We start from the raw sequence: 19060 nt of genomic DNA, 5'->3' as shown, positions 1-19060 counted from the left end.
GTCATCGGACGCTCCCGAGTGTCACCGGCAGGTGTTTCAGTCCGCGGACGATGAAGCTGTGGTCCTGCCATTCGAGTTCGCCGTCCGATGACGCCACACCCTGCGAGTGCCGGTACAGGTAGTCGAACGCGACCTCCGCCTGCAGTTCGGCGAGCAGCCCACCCAGGCAACCATGCATGCCGTGGCCGAATGCGAGATGGTCGCCGGGGGCGCGAGTCAGGTCGAATTCGTCGGGCCGGTCGAACACGGCGGGGTCGCGGTTGGCGGCGCCGAGGCACACCAGGATCTGATCGCCGGCCGAGATTCGCTTCCCGCCGATCTCGCAATCCCGGGTGGCCACGCGCTTGGTCATTTGGAGTGGGCAGTCGTAGCGCAGCGCCTCGATGACCGCGGCCCTGGCCGGCTTCGGCTGGCTCCGCAGCAGTGTGCCCTGGTCCGGATGGCGCAGCAGTGCCAGCACACCGTTGCCGATCAAGGATTTGGTGGTCTCGTTGCCCGCGACGAAGCACATGATGCAGACGAAGATCAGCTCCTCATCGCTCAGCGTGTCGCCGCCTGTCGTTCGCGCGGCGAGCAGCCGGCTGATCAGGTCGGCTCCCGGGCGGGAGCGGCGCTCGGCGAGCACCACTGCCAAGGCCGCGGCGAACTGCTCGACCACCGCGCATACCCGCGTGAAGTCCTCGGATTTCATCAGCCCTGGCTCCAGCAGGAACCGGATGTCATGCGTCCAAGGGCCGACCCTCTCGCGCAGATCGGCGGACAGGCCCATCCACTCACCGAGCACCGCCACCGGCAGGGGAGCGGCAAGATCGGTGATCACATCCAAGCCGCCCGCGTCCCAGGCCGGCCGCATGAGATTCTCGGCCGCTCGTGCGACCAGGGGCCGAAGGTCCGCGACCGCCCGAGCGGTGAACACCCGGTTCACGAGTCCGCGCAGTCGCGCATGATCCGGATTGTCGGTGAATACCAACGACTTCCGGCCCAGCCGCTCGATGCGCGTGACATCGTGCTGCCCGAATCGCCCGGCCTGCTCGCCGACCAGCCGCGGAATCAGTCCCGCACTGAACGAGCGGTCGTGCAGGACACCGCGTGCATCGCGATGCCGGGTGATCACCCACATGCCCAGCGTCTTGTGCACCGGCTGGGCCTCACGAAGCTGCCGGTAGAGCGGATAAGGGTCGCGGCGGAATTCCGCGCTGAACGGATTGAACCGGACTCGTGTCCGAGTCGGGCTTTCGTGATCGTCTGTTTGCATTGTCATCCGGCCCGCACTCCCGGCCTGGCGAACAGCCGGTCGCCGTATGGTGCGAGCACGAGCCGTAGCAGGCCGATCTTGCCCATCCGGAAGCCGAGCGCCGAAAGCTTGAGGTAACGCTCGTAGCGGGCGACCACCTCCTCGCCGACGATCCCGGCGGCTTCCGCACGGGTTGCCCGCAGTCTGCGGGCCCACTCTTCACAGGTCCACGCGTAATCGAGACGCCCGTTGGTGAGGGAGCGGATCTCGAAGAGGCCTTCGGCAGCGGCCGCGATCTCGGCGAGCGTAGGCAGGTCCGCGTCCGGGAAGATTTCCTGTTGCATGAACGCGCTCGCGTCCTCGCGGCGCATATCGGCGTAGACGATCGTCTGTAGCGACAGCATGCCGCCGTCGTTGAGCCAGCTGCGGCAGCGGGTGAAGAACTCGCGGTACACCCGGATCTTTTCGGCCGGCGAGTCATCGGGGCGGGCGAAATGTTCGAAGGCTCCGATCGAGATGATCCCGTCGAAACGAACGTCCGGCTCGTAGTGCACCCAGTTCTCCAGCCGCACCTCGACGCCCGGTAGATCACTCGACCGCACGAACTCGGCCTGCTCGGCGCTGAGGGTCAGCCCGACCGACCGCGCCACCCCGCACTGCCGCGACAGCCGTTGCAGGATCGCACCCCACCCGCAGCCGATGTCCAGCACTGCGGCCGCGTTGCCTGCGCCGACAGCGTCCAGATGGGACCGCAACTTTCGTTCCTGAGCCACTTCCAGTGTGTCGTCGCCGTTCTCGCGCAGCGCGCAGGAGTAGCTCAGTGACGGGTCGAGCCAGAGTCGATAGAAGTCGTTGCCCGCGTCGTAGTGGTGGCGGATCGCGGCCGCCGCCGCAGCGGCCCGATCGGCGCCGGTCGTCGCGTTCACGGCTACGCCACGCTCCGGTTGCTTTGCTCATGCAGATAGGTGGCCACAGCGTTGATATTCGGGTTCTCGAAGAGATCTTCCGGCGCCAGGTCCACGCCGTAGCGCTGCTCCACCTCGATCAGCAACGCGACCGCGAGAGCCGAGTCCACGCCCAACCGGTCGAAGTCCGCGGCGGGATCCACCGCTTCCGCCGGAATTTCGAGCAGACTTCCGAGGTATTCCCTGCACCAGAGGACAATGGCTTCTCTACTCATATCCACGTTGACAATTCCTCACGCTGCGTTACCGACTGGTCCAGATTTTCCGGAGATGCGTTTGGCGGCTATCCGCGTTGTGGAGGGTATCTTCAGATCCGAAGCCAGGCCGCATATCTCGAGAAATTTGATGAGCCAGAAACCGGGATCCAACCGATACCAATCCAAGCCGAAAGACGGCGACTCGGGGAACGCGTGATGATTGTTGTGCCACGACTCACCCAATGTCACCAAGGCGAACAATCCACTATTGTGACTGTTCTCCCGAGAGACGTAGCTGCGCGTGCCGAACATGTGCAGGAACGAATTGATCGCCCAGACGATGTGCTCGAGCACGAAAATCCGAACCAGGCCGCCCCACAGCAGACCGCTCACTGCCCCGCTCCAGCTCAGGGACACCAGCCCGCCGATCACCATGGGGATGAACAGTCCGAGCGCCACCCAGTAGTAGTACAAACGGGCGATCCGCACGAGAGCGCGATCCTTGATGAGGTCAGGGGCGTAGTGCACGACATTCGGGTACTCATGACGGCGCATCCACAGGAAATGCGAGTGTGCCAGACCGCGTAACGTACCGAGCAGGCCGCCGCCGGAAAGGTTCGGCGAGTGCGGATCCCCTTCTCGATCGCTGTACTCGTGATGCCGCCGGTGCAGCGCGACCCAGGACACCACGCCGCCCTGTCCGGCCATCGAGCCGAGGACCGCCAGCACTCCGGCGACCCACGGCACCGCGCTGAACGTGCGATGGGTGAACAATCGGTGATAGCCGACGGTCACCCCCAGCCCGGTGACCAGCCACATCGAGAACAGCAGCACGAATTCGGTCACACCGAACGGGTGTACCGTGAGAAACGCGAATGCTCCCGCTGTGCCGACAATCGGCAGAATATCGAAGAGCAGAAAATGCCGGCGCTGCAGCCGATGAATATAGGGACTGCTGATCGTCTTTCTGCGCGGTTCTGCCTTCTCGCCGCTCGAATCACTTTGTTCGGCCATCACTCGAATACCCTCATCGATCGGAAACCCGATTTCGCCAGCGGGACTTCTCCACCGTAATCGCGGCGTCGCGATGATCATCGGGGAATCGGAAGCTGCCGATCGCAAGATCGGAATCGCTGATCGCACCCGACTGGAGGTGTCGCTCACCCGAACTTCAGCGGCGTTCAGCTGACACTCGACAACCGGCCCGCTCGACGTCCTTCGCTGCCGGAACTGTCACGACCGGCGCGGGACGGACAGGACGTCCCGAGCCCCGACGACTCTTTCGACCGGTGTTGTCTCGGGGTTTTCCCGGATGTTTGCCGACCGGATGGTGACCTATCGTTTCGGCGTCGGCGGGTGACACGGACGGAGAACGCGATGAAGGCGATCACGCAGCAGCGGTACGGATCAACGGAGGCGCTCGAATTCGGGGAGGTCGACACGCCGGTGCCCGGCGACGACGAGGTGCTGATCCGGGTACATGCGGCTGCGGTCAATGCGCTGGACTGGCATGTGATGCGGGGGGATCCGTATCTGGCGCGGCCGATGATGGGGTGGCGCGGGCCTCGGGTGCGGATCCGCGGCCGCGATTTCGCCGGGCGAGTCGCCGCTGTGGGGCGAAATGTCACGGGGCTCGCGGTCGATGACGAGGTCTTCGGTGAGGCCGACGGCGCCTTCGCGGAGTATCTGACCGCTGCGGAGAATGTGGTGGCGCGCAAACCCGCCGGTTCAACCTTCGAGCAGGCAGCCGCGATTCCCTTGGCGGGCAACACCGCGCTCATGGGATTGCGGGATCTCGGGCAGCTCGAGGCGGGGCAACGAGTGCTGATCAACGGTGCGTCCGGCGGCGTCGGCACCTTCGCCGTCCAGATCGCGAAGGCATTCGGCGCGGAGGTGACCGGCGTGTGCAGCACGAGGAATGCCGAGCTGGTGCGCACGGTTGGCGCGGACCATATCATCGACTACACGATTGCCGACTTCACTTGTGGCACTGAGCGTTACGACCTGATCCTCGATCTGGTCGGCAATCATTCGATGGCCGGGCTGCGGCAGGTGCTGGCACCGGCAGGAAAGCTGGTCCTCTCCGGTGGCGGGGTGTATCGCGGTGGTTCGATCGTCGGGCCGATGGCGCTGATGATCGCGGGCATGGTGTGTGCACGTTTCGTGCACTGGGTGGATGTCCTGCAGGCAGAGCCGTCCCAGGCGAATCTGACCGCGCTCGCCGAGCTCGCCGAATCCGGCAAACTCACTCCGGTGATCGACCGCACCTACCCGTTGAGCCAGGTCGCCGCCGCTATCAACTACCTGGAAGCCGAACACGCCAGCGCCAAGGTCGTCATCACGATCTGACGGTCACCGGAACCTTGCCTGGTTGGGCCGTGGACCAGTGTCCGCGTGCCGGGATCCTCAACTACGGGCAGGCTTCCCGCCTGGCACGGGTGGTGCCCGGTACTCACGACTCCGGACATCGTCACCCTCATCAAGGCCGCCGCCTGGACCCGCGAACACGCCGGGGGCCGAGCGCGGGGATCGACTGATCGCCCTCGCGCTCAACGGTTCTGGAGTCGACAGCTAGCCGGCTCGGCGGGCAGCGGACAGGTTCGTCAGAGTACCCGGAAGATCCAGGCCATCGCTGCCATGTGTTGCTCGCATTGCCGGCCCAACGACGCTGACCGGTGGGCACACTACCCAACGGCTGGGCTGGGCCCGGACACGTTCAAGACGGTCAAGCGATGAACGAAGTGGTTTCCGGAAGCGGCAGTGGGATCGGCACCTCGAAGAGCGTGTCCGGGCCGTCGGGATCGGTGATTATCTGGCCGTCCGAAGCGAGGAAGTCCGCGATCTGCTGTTGGGCGGCACGAGCAATGGACCCTTGGGCTCCGCCGGGCAGACCGCCGGCGGTCGAGCCGAGCGTCTGGTTCAGGAAGTCGTGGGGATCCTTGGGCAGCCCTGGGTTGCGTGCCACGGCGAGGTCGTGGCGATAGAAGGTCGTGGTCTCCGCGAAGTCACCGGCCCTGATCACTGCCGTGGATAGCGGGTTGGGCGCCTGCTGGTCGCCTTTGGCGACTTGAAGCAGGATCGGCCTATCGCTCAGACGCGCCGCATAGGCGAACGCGCCCCCGGATTGCTGCACCCATTCGGTGTGGTCGAAGACCTCCTGAATCGCTATGGCCCCGGCGATCGTGTTGGTGACCGGCGGCTGGTCGCGCAACGGCAGGTTCTCGTTGAAGTAATTCGCCGGTGAACCGCCGACGGCGACGCCGTCGATGCTCGCTATGCCGGGCGAGTTGATCAGCGACGGCGTGCGTGCGGCGAGTGCGGCGCCGGCGGCGGGGCGGCCTCTCGTGGGCGACAGCAATGTGCCCAAAAACGGGAACGTGACGTTGAGGACGGCCGCACGAACCCTCGGCTCGACCGCAACGAAGACGGTGCCATACAGGCCGCCAAGGGACTGCCCGACGTAATAGATGCGCGACGCGTCGACATCGTCGAGAGTTCCGATCACGCGGACGAGCTGCAGGAGGTCGACGGCGGTCTGGCGGACTCGGTCGCGGTCACGGATCGGGAAGAACGCGGCGCTGGCGCCTTCGCCCGGCGCGATGACACCGTCCCCGTTCGTGTCCTGCCCGCGCCCGCCGGACAGGATCGTGGCCGTGCTGCCGTCGCTGCGCGTGACGGTCAGCTCGCTGAGTGGGCCACCACCATTCCCGGGACCGTTGATGGCGATGGTCGCGATGCCCTTCGAGGCGAGAGTTGCTGCGATCGTGACGGGTGTCGAGTTCTGTTTGTGGCCGGCGGCGCCATGGCCGGCGATCGCGACGGGCCATCCGCCCGACGGCTTGGCTCCCGAGGGCAGGTACAAGTCGAACGTGATCTCGTTCGACCCGAACGCTGTCGGCGCCCCCGACTTCGTTTTCGTCGGCGGGATCACTCGATCGTTGTTGCGGTAATCGGGTGAAACGTACTTGCCGAAGCCGATCGTCCCGATCCCCGGTGTGCTCTGAAGTAGGTTCATCAACGAAATGGGCTGCGCAAAAGTCGGCGCCGTGCCCGTTTGGAGTTTGAAAGTGATGTTCGTGACGGAGTCGAGTGGGAAGGTCGTCACGTCGAAAGCGACCGGCGCGACTGCGTCGTTGACCTGATCGCGGATCTTCTCGAGCTCCGTGGTGACCGAACGGGTTGTGAAGACGCTGGCGACAACGACGTCCTTCGGCTTCGTATCCGAATTTTCGAGGGCTTTCAGAGCGTCGAGGAGCTCCTTGCGGTAGTCCGCTAGGCCCGAGTCACCGGACTGACCGAAGTTCACATCGTGCCGGAAGCGCTCGAACGACTCGGAGCGGATGGGCTTGCCATTGTGGTCTCGGACGCCAGCCGTCACGAAGAGGGCATACCGTGTGTGTTGGTCAAGCGCGTCGTCGGCCGTGACGTGCAGTGTGGTTGTCGCGATGTCCCACTCGATTTGGTTGATTCCGACGATTCGGCTCCCGGAACCTTGGCTGGAGAGCGTGCTTCCGAGCTTCCGCAGGAACACCGTTTCGCTGCTCACCGTCGAAAGGTCGATCTCGCCATCGAATGGGATTGATATCCGCGGAGTGATGTTGAACCCGTCCAACGTGTTGATCACGTCGATGTCCACGCAATCGGACGGGCGTAAAGCACATTCCGGCTTCGGGAGATCGACTCTGCGCCGGGTGTTTTGCTCGTTGTCGTGGACAGTGAACCGGTTGGACGGGAACGGACCTTGCCCTTTATCGCGATCCGCGAGATTGAATATCGCTTGTACCGAGTGCGCGACCGAATCCGACGCACTGTTATCGTCACCAGCAGTAGTGTGCATCGAATCTCCTCAGCCGGTTATCGTGTGACCGCCGAACCGCGAGCGTCACGAACATCCGTACGGGGCACTGGAACCCGAGACATCCGTACACATCTTCGACTCGGTGTCCGCATGCGAAGGAAGCACCTTCAACGATATCAGCTTCGGGCAGGCCCAGGCGCCGATGCGTTGATGCCGTCCATGGTTGAGCTATCCGGCAGACTGCCAGGGCATCCCGCCGCGTTCAGTGGCCGAAGCGGCGGCGCATGCCGGTACGCTCGGCAACTTGCCGTTTGCAGTTCCAGGAGGTGCGAGAAAGTGCCGTTTCCGCCCGAACTCAGGCGGCGGCTGGTCAGCGCCCCGGAGCAGATGGCTGCCGCTTGGGTGGATGGCAAGCCGCCACGGCTCGAACTGAGCGTCCGACAACGTCGGTTGGGTCTGGCCCGGCCGACGATGGCAGGGCGACGGCTCTTGCATGATCGATCCCACTGACCCACACCGCCTTTCCTCGCCTGGCACGGACCCGCCTCAGAGCCGGTCGTGTACCGGAGTGACGACGTTCTCGGCCAGCCAGGTCGCGGCTTTGTCGGGATAGGGCGCGCGCAGGCTCAGCACGATATGGGTGAAACCTGCCCCGATCAGGTCCAGGACAGTGCCGCGGGCGCCCGCCGGGTCGTCGTAGTCGACGATGTACTGCACCGAACGGGTGATCTCCTGCGGATTCCGGCCGAGCGTGGCGCAGTGTCCGTCCAGCACCGCCGAGCGTTCGATGAGGAACTCCACGCTGTTGTGCGGCGGGCCGGGAATGTTCCACAGGTCGGCGTGCGCGGCCGCGAGTCGCAGCGTGCGATCACCCCAGCCGCCGATCAGCAACGGCGGGCGCGTGGCCGGTTTGGGTTCGTTGCGATTGCCATACAACGTGTAGTAGCGGCCGTGGAAGTCGAATTCCGCTTCGCTCCACATTCGTTCGAGAATCTCGATGGTCTCGGCCAGGCGTGCCAAGCCTTCGCCGGGCGAGACCATCGGCAGTCCGTAGGCGGCATACTCGGCCTCGGCCGGATTCGGCCCGGCGATCCCACTGGTATCGGCTGGTTGGCGGGTGCCGCCAACACCGAGGCCCATGATGAGCCTGCCACCGGAGATGGCGTCGACCGTGCTCGCGATCTTGCCGAGCACCGCAGGTTCGCGAATCCGGTTGCTGGTCACCAGCAGTCCCAGCCGCAGCCTGTGGGTGCGTGCGGCCAGTGCCGCCAGCAATGTCCAGCCCTCGAGCACCGGCCCGTTCGGGGGTCCCGCGAGCGGGAGCAGGTGATCCCACAGCCACGCGTCCGCGATTTCGGGCAAGCTGTCGGCCTCCTCCCAGACGCGCAGGATGTCGTCGTAGCCGACACGCATCGGCGTGGTCTTCACACCGAATCTGATATCCACCATTCCAGCAATCATACTGATCATCAGTCAATCTGACGATCAGTATAGCGGTAGAATCCGCGTCATGGCTGCGTCCGACGATGTGCTCCGCTCCCGCCTCGGCTACCTGCTCAAACACGCCTACCAACGGTTGGCCGAGGAAATCGGAACAGCCCTGCAGCCCTTGGGAATCGACAGCCGCGAACTCGCCGTCCTGGTCCTACTGGACGCGACCGACACCCCGCAGTCACAGCTGGCGGTAGCCCAGCGCCTCGGTATCGACCGCACCACCATGACCCAATTCACCGACACCCTTGAACGTAAGGGTCTGCTCGCCCGCCGCCGCAGCGCCGAGGATCGGCGCAAGAACATCGTCGAACTGACCGCGGACGGGCGGGCACGGCTGGCCACGGCCGAGCGGGTCCGGGCCGAGACCGAGGCCAGATTCCTCGCGCCGCTGGGCGCACGCGGTCCTGAGCTGATCGACACGCTGCGCACGCTCACACACTGAGTGTCGGAGACACGGTGATCTACTCGGCTCGGTACCGCGGCCAGGAATCATCGAGGGTTGCGTCCGGCGAGTGCTTCAGCGGCTCTGCGAAATCTCGAACCTCGATCTTGCCAGGCCGAAGAGTGGTGGATGGGTGTCGAGCGGGTCAGCCGGCGGTCAGCGAATGCTCGGCGGGCTCGTGTTCGAGTTCTGCCGAGTTCGGGCGCAGAGTCCTCGCCAGCGCTTCGGCAGCCTCTTGGGTGATGGCCCCCGGGTCGCTGCCTTCGGTTGCCCAGCCGACATAGCCATCCGGCCGGATCAGCACGGCGGTCACGTCCGACCATCCGATGGCGGCAAGGTCTGCTTGTTTCACCGTGACAGCGTGGACACCGTCGATCTCGCCGACGGGAAGGTCGTCACGGTGCAGAAGGACGAATCGAGGGGTATTGAACTGATCGAACAGGGTGGCGCCATCGGTGTCGGCCAGCTGTACGTCCAAGGCGCGCGTCCCGGCAAGGGGGTGCTCGCTAGCTGGAACATGATAACGCACCGCGAGCCCCGAAAGGCGCAGTGCCAGTTCATAGTTGTATTCCGGCACCGATCCGATCAGCTCGTCGGTGAGTGTACGAAGGCCTTGATCGCCAGGGGCGAATGCCTTTATCACCGCAGTCTGAGCTTGGCTGGTGGTCATGAGCGCCTCGCCGACCGGGTGACGGTCGGCGTGGTAGCCGTCCAGGAGGGCTTCGTCAGCTCGTCCGGAGGCCACCAGCCCCAGTCGCCACCCGAGATTGAGTGCGTCCTGGAGACCGATGTTGAGCCCGACTCCACCTGCGGGGTAGTGGATGTGCGCCGAGTCTCCGGCGAGGAAGACCCTACCGTTTCGGTAAGCGGTCGCCAGTCGAAACGCGTCCCCGAAACGAGAGAGCCAGACCGGGTCACGCATCCCGAAATCGCTTCCGGCCGTGCGAATCACGGTCTCACGGAACTCGTCGAGTTCGAGTGGGCCGTCCGGGTTCTGTCTCGCGAGATCGACGCCGGCGACCCGATAGAACCCACCGGGGACCGGTGCTACGAATACTGCACCCTGTGCGCTGTGGCGCGCAAATCCTCGTTCCGGCGGCGAGTCGAGGAAGACCTCGCCGAGGAACGACCACATGGTGACCTCGGACCCCGGGAAGTCGATTCCCGTAGTTTCACGCACCACGCTGCGTCCCCCGTCGCAGCCCACGAGGTAGTCGACGGTTTCGGTATAGCGACCGTCTGGTCCTTCGATCTCGACGGACACTGCGGTCGGAGACTGGCTGAGACCGACAACGCGGTGTCCGCGACGCAGTTCGGCGCCGGATTCCAGCGCGGCTGCCTCGAGGGTCTTTTCGGTCCCGACCTGAGGGTAGGCCAGGACGAAGGGAAAGGGGCTGGGCAGCCGCGAGTAGTCGATACTGTTCCCGAGCATGGCGAAGTGATGCCGGGGAAGCCGGATGCCGTTTTCCAGCATGTCATCGGCGAGTCCGCGCATCTTCAGAATTTCGATGGTGCGGGCGTGGATGCCCAACGCCTTCGAATGCGAAGACCGCTCTGTGGCGGCCTCGATCAGGATCGTCGAGATGCCGTGCATCTGTAGTTCTCTGGCGACCATCAGGCCGACTGGTCCGGCACCGGCAATAGCGATTCTAGTCATGCGTTGTCCTTCAGGTCGTCGAGAATTGATGGGCGGGTGCCGTCGTCGGCCGCGATGAGCATCGGGACACGGCGAACATCACGAAACAGGTCTGTGCGGGGAGACATCTCGTAGTTCCCGCTTGAGGAGTTTGCCGCTCTGATTCCGGGGCAGGGAGTCCACGAACCGGATCGACTTGGGCACCTTGAACGGTGCGAGCCGGGCTTTGGCGTGATCGATCAATTCGCCGGCGGTGAGATCACGGTGTCCGTCCTTCAGGACGACAAAGGCGGTCACGGCCTCGATCCAGCGATCGTCGGGCAGGCCCACCACGGCGACCTCGGCGGTCGCAGGGTGCTCGTAGAGTGCCTCTTCTATCTCCCGGGGCGCCACCATCACGCCGCCGGTGTTGATGACGTCCGACAGGCGGTCGACGACAGTCAAGTACCCGTCTTCGTCTTTCACGACGAGATCTCCGGAGTGGAACCAGCCGTCGGCGAAAGCTTTGTCAGTAGCGTCGGGCTTGCTCCAGTATCCGTTGCACAACTGCGGCGACCGGTAGATGATCTCGCCGGCTTCGCCCGGTGCCACGTCCGCACCGGCCTCGTCGACGACCCGGGTCTCCACGAAAAGCACGGGACGACCACACGACGCCGGCCGGGCATCATGCTCCTCGGGACGCAGAACCGCAGCGAGGGGCCCGATCTCGGACTGCCCGAAACAATTGTAGAAGCCGACGCCCGGAAGCGAACGGCGAAGCTTCTCCAGCACCGGCGTCGGCATGATCGATGCGCCGTATTGCGCCTTGCGAAGCGAGGACAGGTCCCGTGTCTCGAGGTCCGGATGGTGCGACAACGGGACCCACACCGTCGGTGCCAGGAAGAGCGAGGTGATGCGCTCCTGTTCGATTCGCTGCAGAATCGCACCGATTTCGGGCTTCCGCATGATCTGCACCGTCGCGCCGAGCATCAGGTGAGGCATGGTGAAGATGTGCATTCCCGCCGAGTGATACAGCGGCATACACACCAGGGGGCGATCGGTACTGTCGAAGTCGAGCGCGACAACGGACGAGACGTACTCACTGATCAGCGCCCCGTGGGTCATCATCGCGCCCTTGGGCCGCGAAGTAGTCCCGGAGGTGTACAGAAGCTGCGCGAGGTCAGTGCCGGTAGCGGGGCTGTGCACCTTGGGCGGGCGAATGCACTCCGATTTCCAGCTGGGCACGATCCCGTTGTCGCCCGTGGAAAATTCGAGTACCCCTACGGCCCGGTCTGCAACAGCCTTTTCGACGCGCGGCACCAACTCCGGGTCGCTGACGACACAGGAGGCGCCGGAGTCCTCGAGCATGTATTCGAGTTCATGCTCGGTCAGCGCATTGTTGATCGGCACATGAACCAGACCCACGCGCGAACAGGCCAGAAAGAGCAGAACGTACGATGCCGAATTTCCTCCATACGCCGCAACTCGGTCTCCGCGCTCGAGTCCGACGTCGAGCAGGCGAGTCGCGAGCAGGTCGACGAGCAAGTCGAGCTGGTGATAAGTCCAGGTTTCATCCTCGAACATGAGGGCGTCCGTCTTCGGAGAGCGAGCCGCAGCTCGCCGGATGAGCCCGTCGACGGTTTGGGATCGGGGATCAGGGGACATCGGGAATTCTCTCTAATCTCAATCAGATATGCGCGTGACCGGGGCCGTGGACTCAGTACCTGCCACGGTCGCGCGTCTCGAGCAGTCGGCGGGGGTTCGCGACGGTGATCTGCGTGATCTGCTCATCGGTCACGCCGGCGGCCTTCAGCTCGGGGATGATGCGGCGGGACACGGTGGTGAACGTGGGGTGCTCGCGTTCCGGCATGGGGTTCAGGTCATGGTAGGTGGAGTCGTCCTGGGAGATCATGATCTGCTCGAGGTACCCCCGCTCGATCAGGCCGGTGATGCGCTCGATGCGCGTGCGCCGGATCGCGGCGGCATGGTCCGTGGGCCACTGGTAGTCCAGCCCCGCGGTATCGAAGGACAGGAACGATCCCTTGCTCAGGACCTGTTCGAACTCGTCCAGATCGACCGAAGGGTCGGTCCAGTCGACGTGCCCGAAGTTGACGCGGCTGACGTCGACGCCGAGCTGCTCGAGGTAATCCTGCTGGTCCTTGGCGACGCGAATGCCGAGTCCGATGCCGGTATGGGTCACCAGCGGTACGCCGGTACGCCGGTGCGCCTCGGCGGCGGCCCGCATCACGAGTTTCACGCCGTCCATCAGCCCGTGGTGGTCGCTGGTGATCTTGATGGTTCCAGCGCGAACGCCGGTGTCGAGAATCCCCTCCTCGACGTCACGGACGAAGTAGTCAGCCAACGAAGGCCAGGACGTCGACGCGGTCTCCGGAAGCATGTCCATGATCATGAAAGGGTGCGGAGCATCGGTCCACGTGTACCACCCGGTCGGCACGATGATATTGATCCGGGTCTGCTCCGCGATCCGCTTCAGGAGTCGGACATCTCGCCCGGCGCCGGGAATCGTGCGGTCGCTGATCGTGTCGACTCCGGCATCCTTCGCGTGTTCCAGCTGCTTGACGGTCTCGGCGATACGCTGTTCCACTGGGACAGAAGTAAAGGAGTGATCGGGCCAGTTCAGCTCGACTTCCATCGTCCGAGGGCCGACCACACACTCCGTGATCAAGGTGAAACCCAGTTCACTGGAGTCGATCTCGTCACCACGTGCGGTGGGAATCTTGGTCATATCCATCTCCTAGCGGGGTGGCTCGGCGAATCGTGTGCCGCCGACTTCTTCCAAATATCTCGGCGCCGCAGCGCTACCGCGTGTGCAATAGGGCCGATGGTGCAGCCGTGCGCTCAAAGTTAGCGACATGCGTGGGCCGGGTCACAGCCGAAAATCGCGGCACCTCGGTCGCTGCGCGCTGTTCATCGAGCAGTCCGTGCGGTGTCGATCCGGCCGGAATTCCGGCACGAATCCGCCAGGGGTGCGGCCTCGACACGCCGACTCGTGCTTCAATGCCGTCACAGTGATGGAACGGCCGTTGCTTATTCGGTGAAGGCGGTGAAGGTGCTGTTCATCGATCGCTGCTCGGATGAGTGCATACCGAGCAACTTCGCAATGACCACAGCAGGAACGGTGCGCTGCAACGGTCCGCGGTTCAACTCGGCGCGGAAACCGAATAGCCCCGGAATCGTCCTACACCGCTGAGGGGCGATCGGTAGATATTGTCCTCATCGAGGCGCGGGCTTGCCCGTAGCCGGTCCACAAACGGTGATGCCGAAGTGGATTCGAGACCCCGTCGGCCGGCGACCGTCGAACCGTCATCGTTGGAGGTCCTCGAATGGAGTACTGCCGAATTCTCTGCGGTACTCCGCGGCGAATCTGCCGTAGTTGCCATACCCCCATCTCGATGCCACCGAGGTAGCTGTGATGTCCTCGGCGTCCGCGTCGAGCAGTTGCCGGCGGGCGCGCTCCAAGCGCACTCGCCTCCGGTACTGCATGGGTGTCGTGCCGACGTGCCGGTTGAACCCCTCCTCGAGGGCACGCACGCTGAGCGAGACCGCCTTCGCGATGTCGCCGACAGTGGTGAATCCGAGTGGGTCCGCTTCCAGGAGTTCGATAGCGGTGCGGATTGCTCGTGGTCCGGTAAAGCCGGTGGGCGACGCGATTTCGGCGCTGTAATTATGAGGAGCCGAGTGGATGAGGCTGCTGGCCAACAAACGATACAATTGCTCGGCAATAGGCTTCCGGGCGAGGATCCTCGGATTGCCGACTTCCTCCTCGAGAAGCCTCAAGGTGGACTGAAATGGCCCGAGGACATTCAGATCCGGCGACAGATCGAAGGTCAGCGGGGTCGACACCGAGCGTCCGAGAATGTGTGATAATTCGTTCTGCAGGGCAGCACGATCGAAACGTATCTGAATAACGTTGCACCGATCGGAAAGGTACTCCACTTCCGCAGCGCTTCCCGCCGACGCCACGATGCACTGATTTCCCCGGGTCACCACGGTCTGTCCGCCCACCGATGATCTCGCGTCTCCGACGGTCGAAATGCAGACCGTGTAGCAGGGGTTTTCCGGCAACCACATTGTTGCCCTCGATATAGAGAGTCGAGCGAGCCACATGCCGGACATTGCGTACTCACGAAAACATACGGACACTTGCGCCCCTCCGGCAGGAGGTTTGACTACCGATTGATCGAACACCTGCCCCAATGCCGCCGTCAGTTCGACGGGATCCCGTGTCGTCACGCGGAAAGCAGAGCTGGGGTACCGGCTCTCGAGGTCTACTCGATCGTTGTCCGAGTCGGGTGTCGTCGGCACTGGACCTCCCGGTGAAGCGCGTCACTACATCGCACATAATGCCATCTACGAACAACCAACCTCCAGCTGCCGCTTACAGGATCGACCGGGGCCCGCTCGCCAGGAAGGTCGTGGTGGGCGTAGGCGTCGCGGGCGCCGAGCGTGACGGGGTGGTGTTCGGGGGCCATGCTCGGTGGCGGGCAGGCCGAGCTCTACTCGGCGAGCGCCACGGGGTCCTTGACCTGCGTTGAAGGGGGTCCCCGTAGTGGACGTAGAGGAGATCGACGTTGCTGATCAGCATCGGAAGGTAGGTACCCGACTGCAATCGGATCGTGAGACCTTTCGGGTCTGGTTGCCACGCGGATCGCAGTGGTGACGGTATCCGGGAAGTGCCGCATGCCCGCCCGACCGGATCAGGCGAACAGACCACCGAGCAGGGTCCTTCGACTCTGGTGCCAGTCCGAGATGATTGCGCATGCTGAGCCGGTGACCGACGCAGCCATCCTCGCCCCCAGCGACGCATGTGAGCACCGTTGGATCGAGGTGACCGTCGACCGGCTCTGCGTCGAGTTCGGCAACCGGGTGGCCCGGCCCTGGGTCGGCCGGGTGGTGCGGCGGTGTGTGCAGGATCTGGCCGGCAGCCCGGTCGGCGGCCTGCCCGAGCTCAGCGAGCGGCTGGCGCGTCAACGTCTGCTCGATAACAGCGAGCCGGTACGTCGACAGGTATGAGCGGTTGCTTTCATCGGCCGAGGCTGTCCTCGCCGCATGGCCCCGGCAGGGGAGCGCACAGGTGACGATCGCCCTCGAGACGCAACGCAATGCCCATTCTCAGCAGAGATGGCGGCGCCATTCCGACTACTGCCGGGACCGGTGCTGCACAACCGCCCCTGCCCAGGATCGGACTGGACCAGGGGCTCGGTCAGGTATTGACGAGGGCGAGCACGTCGGCGAGTAATCGGCGCGGGGTCATCGGTGGCGGGTCAGCGCTACTGGGTGCTCGACCCACCCGCAGGATGACCTGGGGGTGTGCGGTGTCGTCGAGGATGTCCCGCCGCAGGCGATGGTGTAGCTCGGTGCTTTCGAGCGGTGCGGAGAGCGGGCAAGTGGCCAGTCCCACATTGGTGGCGGTCAGCAGGACCGCGCTCATCGCCTCTCCGGCACGGAGGCTTGCGAGTCGGTCATCGGCGGAGGTGCCCAGTAGAAGAAGGTCGGCGTGGTCTGGTTCTGTTGTCGCGTCAGCACGGGCCGAGGCGGCAACCGCGGCTTCAGGGAGGTTGTCACCGAGGAAGAATGCCTGGGTCCGGCATGCTGTCGCTTCCTCGATGCCGCTGCAGCGTCGGATGCCGATCGCCGGATCGCCGCATGGGGCGCCGGCTGCGGACTGCGTCGCGACGGACAGTCGGTCGGCGGCGCGGGCGCGAACCGGGCGAATCAGCGCACCCAGGGCCGCGGCGCGCTCGGTGAGTAGCCCGAGGTAGCCGGGTGGGATGATCCAGCTGCGGTAGTTTCTGCGGTCGCTGCGCCGTTGGCTGATCGAGGCGCTCATCGCGATGTCCTGGTTGGTTGGCCGATGCGCCACTGTCGTCACCGCGGCCAGGTAGTCGGGATCATCCGGATTCGGCATCCGGCGCACAATCGTCGCCCATCCCAGCGCGGCGAAAGCCACCGACAAATGGTGCAACGCGGCACCGCAGCTCAGGAGCAGATCTCGCTCCACGACCTCGGTCGCGGGAAGCACTCGGGCCCGATCCAGATACAGGTGCACGCTGCCCTGGTCGATCAGCCAGCGCCACGGCTGGATGTTGTGTCTCGACGGCGCGCGCAGGGCCAGTGCCAACGCGGTTTCGACGATTTCGTCGTCCGGCAGTGCGCGGTCCATGGGTGTCGTTGGCCCTTCGTGGTCGAATGCTTCCCTCCACGATCCCTCGCCGCCGGGGCGCTGGGCAGAGCATGAGGACCCCTGATGAGCGGACTTCCGGTGCCGTCGCGGCTGGGACGTGGGCGCGCACCGGCGAACTGCCGGCCATTCGCCGCGACCGCTTCCTAGGGTTCGCGGCCGAGCGCCGCAGTGCCGCCTCGACAGGTTGGGTCTCTTGCGGTGAACAGGATGTGCTGTCTCGGCCCGCTCGGATCGGTAGCGACCTTGTGCCGTGTGGGTAGCGTGCTGCTCGGTCGACCGGCGGATGCCAGAATGTCGGTATGCAGGGTCCATCGGCCGACTTCGGCCTAGACGGCAGGCCGCCGGTGATCGGGGCTCTGGCCCCGTCCCGCCTGCGCGAGCTGCTGGCCGAAGTGCAAGATCGCATCGCGGAGATCGTCGGTGTGCGTGATCAGATGGATCGGCTCATCGAGGCGATGCTGGTGGTCACGGCCGGTCTGGATCTGGACAACACGCTGCGAACGATCGTCCATGCCGCGATCGAGCTGGTCGATGCCCGCTACGGTGCGCTCGGTGTCCGGGAAACCGACCAGACCTCCAGGCAGCTGGCTGAGTTCGTATACGAGGGCATCGACGACCGCACCCGGGTCCTGATCGGTGATCTGCCACGCGGGCACGGCGTCCTCGGGCTGCTGTTCGAGCAACCGAAACCGATCCGCCTGGCTGATCTGTCCGCACACCCGTCATCGGTGGGTTTCCCCGCTGACCATCCACCGATGAAAACCTTTCTCGGGGTGCCTGTTCAGGTCCGCGACGAGATCTTCGGCAATTTGTATTTGACCGAGAAGGCCGACGGCCAGGAGTTCACCGAGGACGACGAGGTCGTCGTCCAGGCGTTGGCGGCCGCAGCGGGTATCGCGATCGCCAATGCCCGCCTCTACGAGGAATCCCGGATCCGCCAGCAGTGGCTGGAAGCCACACAGGATGTGGCGACGGTCGTGCTGGCCGGCGGGGAACCGTCCGAAGTGCTCGAACTGATCACCGAACGCGCGCTGATGGCGACCCAGTCCGCGTGTGTCTTTCTCGCCTTGCCCGAGGACCCTGAGATGCCGTCGGATGAGGTCAGCGAACTCGTCGTGGTCTCGGCAGCCGGAACCGACGCCGGGAAGATCGTCGGACAGCGGATTCCAGTGCACGGTTCACCTACCGGTGCGGCGTTCCGCGACAACGAAGGCATTTCGGCCGATGAACCGAGCGCTGGCCTGAGGCTTGATTCGCCCATGAAGTACGGTCCGGCACTGACCTCGCCATTGCGGGCCGGCCAGTCGGTCATCGGTGTGCTGACCGTCATGCGCTCGGCCGGGACGCCGGCGTTGGACGCCGTGGGCCGAACGATGATGACAGCCTTCGCCAACCAAGCCGCGTTAGCCTTGCAGCTGGCGAATAGCCAGCGCACGATGCGCGAACTCGACGTCGTCTCCGAACGCGACCGCATCGCCCGCGACCTCCACGACCACGTCATCCAGCGGCTTTTCGCCGTCGGGTTGTCGCTGCAGGGTACGGCGCAGCGCGCCCGCGCCCCCGAGATCAAGTCCCGGCTGACCGAGACCATCGACGACGTGCAAACCATCGTGCAGGACATCCGGCACTCGATCTTCGATCTGCATTCCAGTACCTCCGCTGAAGCGCCGGTCCTGCGCAAACGCCTGCATGCCGTGGTGGCCGAGATGACGGCTGAAACCGAACTGCGCACCTCGATCCGCCTGGCCGGGCCGGTGTCGGTATTGACCTCCACCATGTTCGACCACGTCGAAGCTGTGCTACGAGAAGCACTCAGCAACGTGGTCCGGCACGCGCATGCGAGCGCGGTCTCGATCAAACTCACCATCGGCGACGACGTCATCCTCGAGATCACCGATAACGGTATCGGCCTACCCGAGGACATCTCCCGTCGCAGCGGGCTGGACAACATGGCCGCTCGCACCCATGCGGCCGGTGGCAGCTTCAGCGCCACGCCGGGGCCCACCAGCGGCACGGTCGTCCGCTGGTCGGTTCCGCTGCCCCAGAGGTCGGCCGGCTGAGTCCGGGCCCTTCTCCGGCGAGACCAGCATGTAGGCACCGGGCCGCCTGT

15 protein-coding genes are annotated in these 19060 nt (G+C 64.7%); 4 read left to right on the top strand and 11 right to left on the bottom strand.

What is annotated here, in order from left to right; genetic code table 11:
• Position 1: 1 nt before the first annotated feature.
• Genes ACT86A_RS26220 through ACT86A_RS26205 form a run of 4 tightly spaced genes read right to left on the bottom strand, consistent with a single transcriptional unit; the run spans position 2 to position 3410 of the window.
• On the bottom strand, positions 2–1261 hold the full coding sequence (locus tag ACT86A_RS26220) for a cytochrome P450 (RefSeq protein WP_445094893.1): 1260 nt from the start codon (positions 1259–1261) through the stop codon (positions 2–4).
• Entirely contained in the window at positions 1258–2160 is a 903-nt protein-coding gene (locus ACT86A_RS26215) for a class I SAM-dependent methyltransferase (protein WP_445094892.1), read from the bottom strand. Before ACT86A_RS26215 ends, ACT86A_RS26220 begins: the two co-directional genes overlap by 4 nt.
• A 2-nt stretch (positions 2161–2162) precedes the next feature.
• Positions 2163–2414 carry an acyl carrier protein gene (locus ACT86A_RS26210; RefSeq protein WP_445094906.1) on the bottom strand — a complete coding sequence of 84 codons (252 nt, stop codon included), beginning with the start codon at positions 2412–2414 and terminating at the stop codon, positions 2163–2165.
• 18 nt (positions 2415–2432) lie between these two features.
• Complete coding sequence (locus ACT86A_RS26205; RefSeq protein ID WP_445094891.1) at positions 2433–3410, bottom strand: acyl-CoA desaturase; 978 nt, start codon at positions 3408–3410, stop codon at positions 2433–2435.
• A 363-nt stretch (positions 3411–3773) separates the two neighbouring features.
• Here ACT86A_RS26205 and ACT86A_RS26200 point away from each other — a divergent pair, with 363 nt between their 5' ends.
• Positions 3774–4745, top strand: a complete 972-nt coding sequence (locus ACT86A_RS26200; RefSeq protein WP_445094890.1) for an NAD(P)-dependent alcohol dehydrogenase — start codon at positions 3774–3776, stop codon at positions 4743–4745.
• Positions 4746–5121: 376 nt separating this feature from the next.
• Here the strand turns inward: ACT86A_RS26200 and ACT86A_RS26195 are convergent, their stop codons facing one another.
• Together ACT86A_RS26195 and ACT86A_RS26190 are read right to left on the bottom strand one after the other, a co-directional pair.
• Positions 5122–7233 carry an Ig-like domain-containing protein gene (locus ACT86A_RS26195; protein WP_445094889.1) on the bottom strand — a complete coding sequence of 704 codons (2112 nt, stop codon included), beginning with the start codon at positions 7231–7233 and terminating at the stop codon, positions 5122–5124.
• A 507-nt stretch (positions 7234–7740) separates the two neighbouring features.
• Positions 7741–8643 (bottom strand): LLM class flavin-dependent oxidoreductase, encoded by a 903-nt coding sequence (locus ACT86A_RS26190; RefSeq protein ID WP_445094888.1) that lies wholly within the window; start codon positions 8641–8643, stop codon positions 7741–7743.
• Between the two features lie 61 nt (positions 8644–8704).
• Here ACT86A_RS26190 and ACT86A_RS26185 point away from each other — a divergent pair, with 61 nt between their 5' ends.
• Positions 8705–9130 (top strand): MarR family winged helix-turn-helix transcriptional regulator, encoded by a 426-nt coding sequence (locus tag ACT86A_RS26185; RefSeq protein WP_445094887.1) that lies wholly within the window; start codon positions 8705–8707, stop codon positions 9128–9130.
• A 145-nt stretch (positions 9131–9275) separates the two neighbouring features.
• Here ACT86A_RS26185 and ACT86A_RS26180 read toward each other — a convergent pair whose 3' ends face one another.
• The 4 genes from ACT86A_RS26180 to ACT86A_RS26165 form a co-directional block, all read right to left on the bottom strand.
• Complete coding sequence (locus ACT86A_RS26180; RefSeq protein ID WP_445094886.1) at positions 9276–10787, bottom strand: FAD-dependent monooxygenase; 1512 nt, start codon at positions 10785–10787, stop codon at positions 9276–9278.
• Between the two features lie 78 nt (positions 10788–10865).
• Positions 10866–12410, bottom strand: a complete 1545-nt coding sequence (locus ACT86A_RS26175) for a fatty acyl-CoA synthetase (protein WP_445094885.1) — start codon at positions 12408–12410, stop codon at positions 10866–10868.
• Positions 12411–12462: 52 nt separating this feature from the next.
• Entirely contained in the window at positions 12463–13491 is a 1029-nt protein-coding gene (locus tag ACT86A_RS26170; RefSeq protein ID WP_445094884.1) for a phosphotriesterase family protein, read from the bottom strand.
• Between the two features lie 578 nt (positions 13492–14069).
• Positions 14070–14999: an AraC family transcriptional regulator gene (locus ACT86A_RS26165; RefSeq protein ID WP_445094883.1), complete on the bottom strand. Its 930-nt coding sequence runs from the start codon at positions 14997–14999 to the stop codon at positions 14070–14072.
• A 537-nt stretch (positions 15000–15536) separates the two neighbouring features.
• Here ACT86A_RS26165 and ACT86A_RS26160 point away from each other — a divergent pair.
• Positions 15537–15779 (top strand): hypothetical protein, encoded by a 243-nt coding sequence (locus ACT86A_RS26160; protein ID WP_445094882.1) that lies wholly within the window; start codon positions 15537–15539, stop codon positions 15777–15779.
• A 190-nt stretch (positions 15780–15969) separates the two neighbouring features.
• Here ACT86A_RS26160 and ACT86A_RS26155 read toward each other — a convergent pair whose 3' ends face one another.
• On the bottom strand, positions 15970–16929 hold the full coding sequence (locus ACT86A_RS26155) for an Acg family FMN-binding oxidoreductase (RefSeq protein WP_445094881.1): 960 nt from the start codon (positions 16927–16929) through the stop codon (positions 15970–15972).
• A 320-nt stretch (positions 16930–17249) separates the two neighbouring features.
• Here ACT86A_RS26155 and ACT86A_RS26150 point away from each other — a divergent pair, with 320 nt between their 5' ends.
• The gene (locus ACT86A_RS26150) at positions 17250–19010 is read left to right on the top strand and encodes a sensor histidine kinase (RefSeq protein WP_445094880.1); all 1761 of its coding nucleotides are present in this window, start codon (positions 17250–17252) and stop codon (positions 19008–19010) included.
• Positions 19011–19060 lie beyond the last annotated feature (50 nt).

This window comes from Nocardia glycosmidis (genome assembly GCF_052545115.1).
This window is presented reverse-complemented; position numbering and strand designations above follow the sequence as displayed.